This window comes from Vibrio sp. bablab_jr001 (assembly GCF_016464285.1).
Lineage (GTDB): Bacteria > Pseudomonadota > Gammaproteobacteria > Enterobacterales > Vibrionaceae > Vibrio > Vibrio fluvialis.
On sequence record NZ_JACDWZ010000026.1, the window covers coordinates 37,612 to 49,670 of the forward strand.

Annotated in this window: 10 protein-coding genes; all 10 read left to right on the plus strand. The window is 49.1% G+C overall.

The window, feature by feature from the left end; genetic code table 11:
- The first annotated feature begins 10 nt into the window (after window positions 1-10).
- The 10 genes from queC to JIG40_RS01520 all read left to right on the plus strand — a co-directional run bounded on the left by queC (window position 11) and on the right by JIG40_RS01520 (window position 11,964).
- On the plus strand, window positions 11-700 hold the full coding sequence (gene queC, locus JIG40_RS01475) for a 7-cyano-7-deazaguanine synthase QueC (protein ID WP_020327436.1): 690 nt from the start codon (window positions 11-13) through the stop codon (window positions 698-700).
- A gap of 343 nt (window positions 701-1,043) precedes the next feature.
- On the plus strand, window positions 1,044-2,135 hold the full coding sequence (locus tag JIG40_RS01480; RefSeq protein WP_061056560.1) for a NapC/NirT family cytochrome c: 1,092 nt from the start codon (window positions 1,044-1,046) through the stop codon (window positions 2,133-2,135).
- A 19-nt stretch (window positions 2,136-2,154) separates the two neighbouring features.
- Window positions 2,155-4,602, plus strand: coding sequence for a molybdopterin guanine dinucleotide-containing S/N-oxide reductase (locus JIG40_RS01485; protein WP_020327433.1), 2,448 nt, complete (start codon window positions 2,155-2,157; stop codon window positions 4,600-4,602).
- 129 nt (window positions 4,603-4,731) lie between these two features.
- Complete coding sequence (locus JIG40_RS01490; RefSeq protein WP_061056559.1) at window positions 4,732-5,340, plus strand: HAD family phosphatase; 609 nt, start codon at window positions 4,732-4,734, stop codon at window positions 5,338-5,340.
- 143 nt (window positions 5,341-5,483) lie between these two features.
- Window positions 5,484-7,421, plus strand: a complete 1,938-nt coding sequence (locus JIG40_RS01495; RefSeq protein WP_199464651.1) for a sensor domain-containing diguanylate cyclase — start codon at window positions 5,484-5,486, stop codon at window positions 7,419-7,421.
- Window positions 7,422-7,550: 129 nt separating this feature from the next.
- Window positions 7,551-8,948, plus strand: a complete 1,398-nt coding sequence (locus tag JIG40_RS01500; protein ID WP_061056557.1) for an esterase-like activity of phytase family protein — start codon at window positions 7,551-7,553, stop codon at window positions 8,946-8,948.
- A gap of 164 nt (window positions 8,949-9,112) precedes the next feature.
- Window positions 9,113-10,054 carry an alpha/beta hydrolase gene (locus tag JIG40_RS01505; RefSeq protein ID WP_199464652.1) on the plus strand — a complete coding sequence of 314 codons (942 nt, stop codon included), beginning with the start codon at window positions 9,113-9,115 and terminating at the stop codon, window positions 10,052-10,054.
- A gap of 11 nt (window positions 10,055-10,065) precedes the next feature.
- Window positions 10,066-10,827 carry a GNAT family N-acetyltransferase gene (locus JIG40_RS01510; RefSeq protein WP_061056555.1) on the plus strand — a complete coding sequence of 254 codons (762 nt, stop codon included), beginning with the start codon at window positions 10,066-10,068 and terminating at the stop codon, window positions 10,825-10,827.
- 91 nt (window positions 10,828-10,918) lie between these two features.
- On the plus strand, window positions 10,919-11,569 hold the full coding sequence (gene grxB / locus JIG40_RS01515) for a glutaredoxin 2 (protein ID WP_061056554.1): 651 nt from the start codon (window positions 10,919-10,921) through the stop codon (window positions 11,567-11,569).
- A gap of 170 nt (window positions 11,570-11,739) precedes the next feature.
- Window positions 11,740-11,964 carry a hypothetical protein gene (locus JIG40_RS01520; RefSeq protein ID WP_020327425.1) on the plus strand — a complete coding sequence of 75 codons (225 nt, stop codon included), beginning with the start codon at window positions 11,740-11,742 and terminating at the stop codon, window positions 11,962-11,964.
- The last annotated feature ends 95 nt before the right edge of the window (window positions 11,965-12,059 follow it).

Below are 12,059 nucleotides of genomic sequence, written 5' to 3' on the forward strand. Positions count from 1 at the left end.
GAGTAGCGGAATGAAAAAAGCAGTTGTCGTGTTCAGCGGCGGTCAGGATTCAACGACCTGTTTGGTTCAGGCTTTGAAAGAGTTTGATGAAGTGCATGCCATTACGTTCGACTATGGTCAGCGTCACAAGTTGGAGATTGAAGTAGCACAGACGCTGGCGAAAAAACTAGGTGTGAAAGCGCACAAAGTGATGGATGTCGGTCTGTTGAATGAGTTGGCAATCAGCTCACTGACTCGAGACGACATTCCGGTGTCGCACGAACTCCAAGAAAATGGCCTGCCAAACTCATTTGTTCCGGGGCGCAATATTCTGTTTCTGACTCTGGCGGGCATTTATGCTTACCAAATTGGCGCGCAGACCGTCATTACCGGCGTGTGTGAGACAGATTTTTCCGGCTATCCGGATTGTCGCAACGACTTCGTTAAAGCGATGAACAGCGCATTGGTTCAAGGAATGGATCGCGAGCTGGAAATTCGTACGCCGCTGATGTGGCTGAACAAAGCGGAAACCTGGGCAATGGCGGATCAAAATGACGCGCTGGAGTTAGTTCGTAATGAAACACTGACTTGTTACAACGGTATCATCGGCGATGGTTGTGGAGACTGCCCATCGTGTCACCTGCGTAAAGCGGGTTTGAACGATTATCTGGAAAACCGTGAAGCTGTCATGGCCGCTCTGGTTGCCAAACAAGCCCAATAATACTGCATACCTTCCAAAGAAGCTGCGTCATTGAAGCTTATTAGAGTGTTCAATTTCGCGGCTTTTTTTGTTTTTCATTCTGCCTACCTGCCGTTTCCCCCTGCATTACACTAAGCTCAAAATCACAATATCCATACAAATTGTGAGAATTTGTGGTGAATCGCAATATCAGAATTTGATTCCGGTACAAAAAGTGATCTGTCTCACGCCCAATTTGGGATTCCGTTGACTATTGTCAAATAGTCTTAGCCCTTTAGGGGTAGGATTGCATACGTAATTAACTTCAGTTCACCCAGTTGAGCTGCGACATTTCGTTATCAAACCCACAGATTTGTGAGGACAAATGAGTATTAAAAAAAGCGCGATCGTGCTGCTTCTCGTCATTGGTGTAGTCATAGGTTGGCTGACACTCGGCGGAACGCATGCCATTTTGGAAAAGACCTCGAGCACCGAGTTCTGCGTCTCTTGCCACACCATGGAAACCCCTTACAAGGAGTATCAGGGTTCCGTGCACTTTACGAATGCAAAAGGCATTCGTGCTGAATGTGCGGACTGTCATATCCCCACCGATACCATCGATTACCTGATCACTAAGATTCGTGCGTCTAAAGACATCTACCACGAGTTCATTACCAAAAAGATCAGCACGGATGAGAAGTACGAAGCGCATCGTGCCGAAATGGCCGAAACGGTCTGGGCGCAGTTGAAGGCGAATGATTCGGTGACCTGTCGCTCTTGTCACTCAGAAGATGCGATGGAAACCTACGACCAGACTCCTGAAGCGCAAAAGATGCACCAGTACGGTATCGAGAACAACCAAACTTGTATCGACTGCCACAAAGGCGTCGCGCATATCCTGCCTGAAGTGAAAATGGATAGTCAGGCGCTGGCTCATCTGGTGGATGAAGCCAAACTGACCCCGGCAACGGCAAAAGAAGTGTTCACCATGCAAGCGACTCCAATCGGTGAGTTGGGCACCATTAATCCGGCAACCAAACTGGCAGTGATGAGCGATAAAGATGGCAAGCGCACGGTTTCTCTGACGGCTTACCAGATGCAAGGCGCGGAGCAAGTGCTTTACATGGGGCAAGGCAAGCGTGCGGTGGTGGCCATCCTGACTGAAGCGGGCCAGAACGCGCTGACTACGGGCGAATACACTGAAGACGATTACGGTAATAAATGGCGCAGTGTTGAGCTACAGGGTGACATCGAAACGCCTGTGCTGGCGAAAATCGATTCGTTGTGGTCTTACGCCGAGCAGTTGGACAACGTTTACTGTTCAACCTGTCACGCCAAGATTCCAAGCGAGCACTTTACGGTCAACGCATGGCCTGCGGTGGCAAAAAGCATGGGTGATCGTACATCCATCAGCAAAGAAGATTTAGAGATTCTGACTAAGTTCTTCCAATACAACGCAAAAGATGCCGCTCAATAACCAGTATAAGGATTCAGTGATGACCACTCTCACACGTCGAAGTTTTCTGAAAGGTGCAGGTATGACAGCGGGCGCGTTTGCCATTTCATCTGTTGCACCTATGCCTGTATTTGCCAACGAACGCAGTGGCTCAGCAGTGTTGACTGCTGGCCGCTGGGGCGCGATGTTGGTTGAAGTGAAAGATGGCAAAATCGTGTCATCGACCAATGCGCTGCCACAAACCGTGGAAAACAGCCTGCAAAGTTCTGCGCCGGATCAGGCGCATACTCAAGCACGCGTTAAATATCCGATGGTACGCAAAGGCTATCTGGCCAACCCATCTAAACCTCAGGGCACACGCGGAGACGATGAGTTCGTCCGTGTTAGTTGGGACCAAGCGTACAAGCTCATTCATGAACAGCATATGCGTATTCGTAAGCAGTACGGTGCCGAGTCCGTCTTTGCTGGCTCATATGGTTGGCGATCCAGTGGTATCCTGCACAAAGCGCAGACATTGCTGCAACGTTACATGAGCATGGCGGGCGGTTATTCCGGCCACCTTGGCGACTACTCAACCGGTGCAGCGCAAGTGATCATGCCACACGTGGTAGGGTCAATCGAAGTGTATGAACAGCAAACGACATACCCGATGATTATGGAGAATTCGGACGTCGTCGTACTGTGGGGTTTAAACCCACTGAACACGCTGAAAATTGCCTGGTCGAGTACCGATGGCGCGGGTCTGGAGTTCTTCCATCAACTGCAAAAGTCCAACAAAACCATCATTGCTGTCGACCCAATGCGCTCCGAAACCATCGAGTTTTTTGGTGACAAAGCACAGTGGATTGCACCGCATCCGGGAACGGACGTGGCGATGCTGCTGGGGGTCGCGCACTCGCTGGTAACAAAGAAACAGCACGATGTGGAATTTCTGAATAAGTACACATCAGGTTACGACAAATTTGAAGACTACCTGTTAGGTAAGTCGGACGGTGTCGAGAAAACTCCGCAATGGGCGGAAGGCATCTGTGGCGTACCCGCTAAACAGTTGGAACTGCTGGGGGATATTTTCAGTCAGAACCGCACGATGATCATGTCGGGCTGGGGAATTCAGCGTCAGCAGTATGGCGAACAGAAACACTGGATGCTGGTTACACTGGCCGCTATGTTGGGCCAGATTGGTTTACCGGGTGGCGGTTTTGGTTTCTCTTACCACTATTCCAACGGTGGTAACCCAACGCGCAATGCTGGCGTTTTACCGGCAATTTCTGCGGAGATTGCGGGAGCTTCTTCTGCGGGTAACGACTGGGCGGTCTCGGGCGCTGTTAATGCGTTCCCAGTGGCTCGTATTGTCGAAGCACTAGAAAATCCTGGTGGTAAATACCAACACAACGGTCATGAACGAGTCTTCCCTGATGTCAAAATGATCTGGTGGGCGGGCGGTGCAAACTTTACTCACCATCAGGACACCAACCGTCTGATCAAAGCGTGGCAAAAACCAGAACTGATTGTGATCTCTGAACCATACTGGACCGCCGCGGCAAAACACGCGGATGTGGTTCTGCCAATCACGACCTCGTTTGAACGCAACGACATGACCATGACCGGGGACTACAGTAACCAGCACTTGGTGCCGATGAAGCAGGTGATCGAACCACAGTTTGAAGCGCGCAACGACCTGGATGTGTTTGCGGATATGGCTGAGCTACTCAAACCAGGCGGTCGTGACGTCTATATGGATGGCAAAACCGAAATGGAATGGCTGGCGGGTTTCTACAAAGACGCTCAGAAAATTGGCCGAGCTAACCGCATTGCGATGCCAAACTTCAGCTACTTCTGGAAACAGAATCAACTGATTGAGATGAAGTGGAATGAAGAGAACGCGAAATTCGTGCGCTATAAAGATTTCCGTGAAGATCCGATTCTGAATCCATTGGGTACGCCAAGTGGCAAGATCGAAATTTACTCTAAAACCATTGAGAGTTTTGGTTATAAAGATTGTCCTCCGCATCCGACCTGGCTGCCGCCAACGGAGTGGGTGGGCAATGCCAAAGATGGTGAGTTGCAACTGATGACGTCGCACGCGGCCCATCGTCTGCACAGCCAGTTGAACTACGCCAAACTGCGTGAGCTGTATGCGATTGCCAACCGAGAGCCTATCTGGATTCATCCGGAAGATGCAAAAGCGCGTGGTATTGCCGATGGAGACTTGGTGCGAGCGTTTAACGATCGCGGCCAGGTTCTGGTGGGAGCCCTTATTACGGATGGCATCAAACAAGGTTCGGTGTGTATTCATGAAGGAGCGTGGCCAGATTTCGACAAACCACATGGCATCTGTAAAAACGGCGGCTGTAACGTATTGACCGCGGACATTCCGTCATCACGCTTGGCTAACGGTTGCGCGGGTAACTCGTCACTGGTCAAGATTGAAAAATGGCAGGGTGAAGCGCTTCCACTGACGGCGTTTACGCCACCAAAAGGCGCTTAGGCGTAAATATTGACGACTAAACCGCTCTTCGGAGCGGTTTTTTATCGTTGAATTAGTATCAATGCGAGTCAGCTTTCAACACCTTGTCGTAAACCTGAGCTAGACTCGAACCATAATCAGGAGGCGTTTATGGCGATAAAAAATGTGGTGTTTGATATTGGTAATGTGATCGTTAAGTGGGCACCTGCGGAAATTTCCGCGCTCACTTTTGGGGAAACCGAGCAGGCAAAACAGCGCGCGAAGCTGCTGTTCCAAAGTGAGATTTGGCGTGATCTCAATAAAGGACACTACACAGAACAACAGGCACAGTTGCAGTTTCATACTACGCTGGGTATTGAACCCGCAGAACTGGAGACACTGTTTCACTACATCAAAGCCACTCAGCAACTGATCGACGGTACGCAAACGTTGATGGATGACTTGCTGAACGCGGGTTACACCCTTTATGCATTGACGGACAACGTCAATGAAATCGTCGCCCATCTGAAAGCAACCTATGATTTCTGGCCAAAGTTTTCTGGTGCCGTCGTGTCAAGTGAGTGTGGGTTACTCAAACCGGATCCGCGCATTTATCAACATCTGGCTCACAGCCAAAACATCTTGCCACATGAATCGGTATTTATGGATGACATGCCAGCCAATGTTCAGGGTGCGATCAATCAGGGGTTTCATTCGTTCCAGTTTGTGACGGCTCAGGAAGCACGTAATACCTTGGTTTCATTGGGTTTGAACTTCTGAGCTGGAATTTGTGATCGCTGGCAAAACTGAGCAACGGAGCGCTAATATTTTGTGATAAACATACACATATTGTGTGGTAATTGCCGGTTGCTCAACTACTATGAATAAAAATAACAATAAATTAGTGCGTTAGGGATCTTGTAGTGAAAGGAACGATCACTTTGTTGTTTGCATCGACGGGAGAGCTGTTATCTCATTCGGCGCAAACATTTCAGCACGTTACCCACTTAAATCAGCTGCTCCTGACCTCAACTGATGGAGAGGGGGAGCTGTCTTTCGCCGACATTCAGCACCATTTCCCATCCTCCGATGCTTTGCACATTACTACTGTGGTTAGCGGCACGCTCTACTACGGGCAAATCTCCAGTATTCAGGATAAAACGGTTCAGCTTCAGTATCTTGTGCAGATTGAAGATGCGTCGCATCCGTCGATTCTGCATATCCAGCGTATGAAACAGATTCTCGATTGCGCTCAAATTGCGACTTGGGAATGGAATGTTCAAACCGGTGAAACCAAATTCAATGAGCGCTGGGCAGGTATTGTTGGTTACAACTTACAGGAGTTGGCGCCAACCGACATTAATACCTGGTTAAATTTGGCTCATCCCGACGATCTGGCGCTGTCTGAAGTGGCTCTTAACGCCCATTTTAATGGTGAGAAGCCGTACTACGAGTGCGAAGCTCGTATGCGACATAAAGATGGCCACTGGGTCTGGGTGCGCGATTACGGTCGCATTGTGTCCTGGGATCAAAGCGGCAATCCTGAATGGATGCTGGGCACGCACATCGACATTTCCGCTTATAAACATATTCAGGCACAGAACGAGTTACTCAGTAAAGATCTCAATATGATCATGGATTTATGCCCGACGGTGATCTACAAGATTTCGACTGACAAAGACCAACGTGTTCAGTTTATTACCCGCGGCGTTGAAGCGTTGCTGATGTACAAAGATGGGGACGTGATCAACCAGGTCAATTGGTGGCGTCGGCATATTCATCCTCAGGATTTGAGTGAATACGATGAGCGGGTGGCCAAATGGCGCGCGCAGGGTGAAAACGCCATTCTGGATTGCGAATACCGTTTTCGCCGCGCAGACGGTCAATATATCTGGCTGGCAGACCGGGCCAGAACGGTCACCTCTGAAGACGGGCGAAGTCAGTACTATGTCGGCTCGATTATCGACATCAGCGAACTGGTCTCGCTCAATAATCATCTTCAGTCATTAGCCAAAGTTTCACCGGCTGTTCTTTATCAGTTCGAGTATCTCGACGATGGTTCGTGCCGTTTCCCTTACGCCAGTCAGAAACTGAAGGATATTTTCGGCGTGTCACCGGAAGATGCGGCTCGGGATGCAGCGCCCGTGTTTGATGCCATTTATCCTGAAGACGTCAGCAAAGTGCGTCAGAGCATTGAACAAGCGGCTCAGACACTCGAAGAGTGGAAGTGTGAGTTTCGGGTCAAAGCTGGGGGGAAATTACGCTGGTTGTATGGTCACTCTATTCCGTCGCTGTCTAATGAAGGAAAGATGATTTGGTCAGGGCAATTGATCGATATCTCTGAGAAGAAAGAGCTGGAGCTGCGGTTGCAAAAAGAATCGACAACCGACCCACTGACGGGAGCCTACAACCGCCGCTATTTCTTACAGGAGTTGCATGAAGAACTGCTGCGCAGCAGCAGAGACAAGCAGGAGCTTTCAATTCTTGCTATCGATTTCGACTTCTTTAAGCAGATCAATGATCGCTTCGGCCATGATGCCGGTGACTACGTGCTGCAACAAATCAGCCAGAGCTTGCAGTCTCACTTGCGGGAATACGACACGCTCGCCCGCATGGGCGGAGAGGAGTTTACGGTGCTGTTGCCTCACACTGACTACCAGACGGCGTTTGCGATCGCGGATAAATTGCGTCGCCTGGTGGAAGTCCACAAAATGCACTATCAGCAACAAGATATCATGTTGACTGTCACAATTGGCGTTGCCTCCACTCAGAAGGGAAGGTGTAATCCGTTTGCACTGCTTAAACAGGCTGACCGCGCTCTCTATCAAGGCAAAGAAAACGGCAGAAACTGCGTTTGCTGAGCGTATTCACTCCATTCTTTTCCGCTTTTGTTTGTCATATCAAATTACCCAAAACGTCATAATCACGGCGTAGATTAGTTTCCCATCTCGGCATTGTTCTATTAAACAACCACTTGTATGGGGAATTTTATGAGTAAGGGAAAATACTTGCCCGCTGCATTACTGTTAAGCGTGTTGGTCGGTTCAGCGCAGGCTGCGCAAACAAGTTCGATAGGTAGCATTGATAAGCAGCAAGGGGCCAGCCTGCCTTATCAAGTGCTGCGTTCGGATCTGAAGGGCACCTCAGGTCACGCTATCGAGATTCGTAATGGCGGATACGGGTCGGATATGTGTGCACATCCGAGCAATCCGAATCAGTTTTATGCCATCACTGACCGTGGTCCGAATGCCGACTATCCTCATGGCAGTCTCGGTAAAGGCAAAATGTTCCCTGTGCCTGATTACACTCCGCGTATCGGCTTGTTTGAAGTGACCTCAAAGGGCACAGTGAAACAGTTGAAAACGATTCTGCTTAAACGTCCGGATGGCACTCCCATTACTGGTCTGCCTAACACCTCGGCGCTAGGCGGTACTGGTGAAACACCTTACGATGCCAGCGGCGATCCGATTGTGGTCAACAGCCAGCAGCCGTTTGAACAATCCAAGAACCCACTTAAACTCGACGATTATGGTCTGGACCCTGAAGGGTTGGTGGCGCTGCGCAATGGTACGTTTTGGGTCAGTGATGAATATGGCCCACACCTAGTGCATTTTGATCAGAATGGTGTCGAAATTGGCCGTATCAATGCCTTTACGCAAGACAGTCGTGATACCTGGCACTTGCCACAAGAATTTGCTCATCGCCGCGCGAACCGCGGTATGGAAGGCTTAGCGATTACGCCAGACGAAACCACGCTGGTGGGGATAATGCAGTCAACCATGATGAACCCGAACAAATCGACTAAAGATGGCGACGTGGTTCGCATCGTGACGGTGGATCTGAACGATGGCAACGTGCATCAGTATCTCTATCGTCAGGAGAAAAAGCAGAACTCAAACTCCGGGATCTCCGCTTTGTCTGCAAATGAGTTTGTGGTGATTGAACGTGACGGCGCATTTTTACGCGACAAACCGAAAGCGATGAAACACCTTTACCGTATTGATTTGCGTGGGGCGACGGACCTGGAAACGCTGCCATCGGCTGGCGATGTGCAGCAGGACGAAAAGCTAGGCCTGATGCTTGGCGGAAAGACCATTGAGCAAGTGGTGGTGGAACAGGGCTGGGATGCGCTTGACGCTTACGGTATTAAGCCCGTGCAGAAAACTCTGCTGGTGGATGTGGCCAAGCAGCTTCACTATCCTCATGACAAACTGGAAGGCTTGTGGGTGGTGAGTCCAACGCAAATCGCCGTGATCAATGACGATGATTTTGCAACCTGGTCCAGCGATGGCAAACTTGAGCAAAAATATCTCGATGCGGATCGCCGCCGTGTGGATGGTAATACCCTGTATGTGATCGATAATCTGGATCTGCGAGCGAAGCCATAAGGCCACGCCACTATTTTTGCGTAATCGACGGGCTATTCTGAATGGGGGCCCGTTTTTTACATCCAGCCTGAATTTCTCTGCAAAAAGTGTGATCTGTATATTTATACAGTTGTTCTCTATCTCATACAATGACCACCAAATTGAGACACAGAACAAGAGTTATCATGCCAACCTCACAACACAGCTCACCGTTTGAACCCACACTTGAAGCCGGCATAGCGGCTTTGGTGGATGAATTTGTTGCTCAGAAAGCGGAAGACTTGCCACTACCTTCGATTGCTCAGCGTCGCGAAGGCTATGAAGCAAGTGTGGCCCTTGCCGGAGAATCTCCTCAATCGGTCACGTTTGAGGAGCGGGCAATCGGTCATATTCGCTTGCGTATTTATCGTCGTGATCAGCGTTCAAACCAACCGATGGCGGTGTATTTTCATGGTGGATGTTTTGTGAGCGGAAGCTTTACAACGCATCATCAACAATTGGCCACGTTAGCCCAACTGAGCAATGCCATGGTGGTGGCGGTCAGTTATCGATTGGCACCGGAATTCCTCTATCCGACAGCTCACAATGATGCGTTCGATGCCACTCAGTGGATTTATGAAAACGCTCACGTATTGGGTGGTGACGCGTCGAACATTACCCTTATCGGTGACAGCGCAGGTGGCCATTTGGCTCTGGCGACCTGCTTGAGACTCAAACAGCAAGCAGAATGGCTTCCGAAACAGCAGATACTGATTTATCCAATGCTGGACCCGTTTGGCTGCTCTGAGAGCTATCAAACCTTTGGTGACGACTACGTGATCACGCGGCAAATGCTGCTCTCTGGTTTTGAACTCTACTCATCAGGAAAATTGCATCTACCCGAACTCAATCTGTTGCAAAGAGGTGATTTAGCAGGCCTACCTGTGACTCATATCCTGACTGCTGAGTGCGATCCTTTGCGCGACGAGGGGGAAAAGCTCTATGCTTTGCTGACCAAGCAGGGCGTTGAAGCGCATTGCCAGCGCTATCTGGGCGTCATCCACGGATTTTTCCAGCTAGCGGGTGTCAGCCAGGCAGCGAGACAATCTTTGCGCCACGTCGCGCTGCTTATCAAATCAACGGAATAAAGGGACTTTTCGTGAAAACACAGGAAGTGATGGCGCTATACAACCAATATGAGCGCAAAGAGTATGAAATCCCGGGGTGGGAGAAGTTTGCCACGACTCAGGTAGTGAAAGTGGTGTCGCCGGATATGGATGGCAGTTTTATTGCGTACTTTGAGCTGAGTGAAGAGCAGGCAAACATAGCTATTGATAAAGAAGTGGCATTTTTCACCCGGCTTGGCAAAAGCTTCGAGTGGAAAACTTACGATAGCGATCAGCCTGAGAATATCGGAGTGATGCTACTGCAGAAAGGGTTTGTTGCTGAAGAACCAGAGTCTTTCATGGCGCTCGATCTGGCAGGTTGTGAATTGCCGGAGCCCCAAATGTTGTGCGAGGAAGTAACCGATGAAGAGGGCATTCGTGATGCGATGCGGGTCAAACAGGAACTGCGCGGAGAAGCGTGCCAGGCTCAGTTGCTGCACCTGATTGAAACCAAACGACAAGATCCGGCTTCCATCAGAATTTATGTTGTGTATCAGGATGGTAAACCGGTCTCTTCTGCGTGGATCACGTTTAATGCTGACAGCCCGTTTGCCGGAATTTGGGGTGGAAGCACGTTGCCGGAGTATCGGGGGCGCGGCTGTTATCAGGCACTGCTCAAACAACGGATTCGGGACGCCAAGCTGGCTGGGAAACAATACTTGATTATTGATGCTTCAGCGATGAGCCGACCGATTGTCGAAAAATATGGATTTGAGCTGATCGCAACAACAACGCCTTATCTATTTCAAGTCTAATTATTGATTCTAATTATAAATCATAAGGTTAATTTGAGTTTTACCATTGACTTGCTAGACTGGAAACCATTCAACTGGCTAAGGATAGGTTATGAAACTGTTTGTTTTTCAACATTGCCCATACTGCATTAAGGCGATGATGGTTGCCGCATATAAAAAGATCGATGTGGAATGGGTCTACCTGCAAAATCACGATGTCGACGCACGTATTGCAAAGGTGGGAGCCAATATGGTCCCGATTTTACAAAAGCCGGATGGCAGTTACATGGCTGAGAGTCTTGATATCGCTGCATACTTCGATGCGTTGGACGGACAACCAGGCTTAACCGTTGCCGAGTTTGGCGATGAGATCTCGGACTGGCAGCGTCAAATCGCCCCTTTTAACGGACCGTTAGTGCATCCCCGTTGGATGATGATCGACTTACCTGAGTTTCAATTGCCAGAGGCGAAAGCGTGGTACACCAAGAATAAATCGGCCATGATTGGAATGAGTTTTGAACAAGCTTACGCCAATACGACTGATTTTCTCGAACCGATGAATGTTTTGCTGAGCAAGCTAAATTGGTTGCGATTGCCTTCAGAGCGAAGCAACCAGCTCAGCTACGATGACGTGAATCTGTACCCGACGCTACGCAACCTGACGGTGGTGAAAGGTATTCAGTTTCCTGAACGAGTAAGGCAGTATCTGGATGAAATCACTGCGTTAACGACTATTCCACTGTATGACGAAGTCGCGGTATAGTGATCTAAGTAATTGTAGCAGCAGATATTTTATTTCGCCGCTTCTTTTTCCTCTGTCGTTGATCCTTCTCAAGATCCTTTAAAATACTGTTTGAGTATACAGTGTTTTTCTTGACTTCCTTTATCAGACAACTATGCTGTATGCATGAACAGTGGTAAAGGAGGTCTTCTATGTTGTGGGATACACTAGAACGCGTTAACCGCCTGCGCCAAGAGGCGATGTCTAACCCTGAGTTCGTTCAATCAGCAAGAGAGCATGAAGAGACGTTAAAGCATGTCGAACAAGAGTTCGAACCCAAACGCTATCGTAAATCTCATTCATCCAAACCCAAATCGCTGGCCGATATCTATAAACAGGCCGATTTCGGACACAATCCGTCAGATACTCAACACTAAAATTATGGAGCCCCATTCGGTATATGGGGCTTTTTTCGTTTTTAATTCAACAAGATGAATAATTTTCACCGCTTTAAGATCAATGATTTTAAGCA

Bases quoted from the DNA above. Each gene is read 5' to 3' on its own strand.
- JIG40_RS01520 (WP_020327425.1), top strand. From the start codon at position 11,740: ATGTTGTGGGATACACTAGAACGCGTTAACCGCCTGCGCCAAGAGGCG.
- JIG40_RS01480 (WP_061056560.1), top strand. From the start codon at position 1,044: ATGAGTATTAAAAAAAGCGCGATCGTGCTGCTTCTCGTCATTGGTGTA.
- queC (WP_020327436.1), top strand. From the start codon at position 11: ATGAAAAAAGCAGTTGTCGTGTTCAGCGGCGGTCAGGATTCAACGACC.
- JIG40_RS01500 (WP_061056557.1), top strand. From the start codon at position 7,551: ATGAGTAAGGGAAAATACTTGCCCGCTGCATTACTGTTAAGCGTGTTG.
- JIG40_RS01505 (WP_199464652.1), top strand. From the start codon at position 9,113: ATGCCAACCTCACAACACAGCTCACCGTTTGAACCCACACTTGAAGCC.
- grxB (WP_061056554.1), top strand. From the start codon at position 10,919: ATGAAACTGTTTGTTTTTCAACATTGCCCATACTGCATTAAGGCGATG.
- JIG40_RS01490 (WP_061056559.1), top strand. From the start codon at position 4,732: ATGGCGATAAAAAATGTGGTGTTTGATATTGGTAATGTGATCGTTAAG.
- JIG40_RS01485 (WP_020327433.1), top strand. From the start codon at position 2,155: ATGACCACTCTCACACGTCGAAGTTTTCTGAAAGGTGCAGGTATGACA.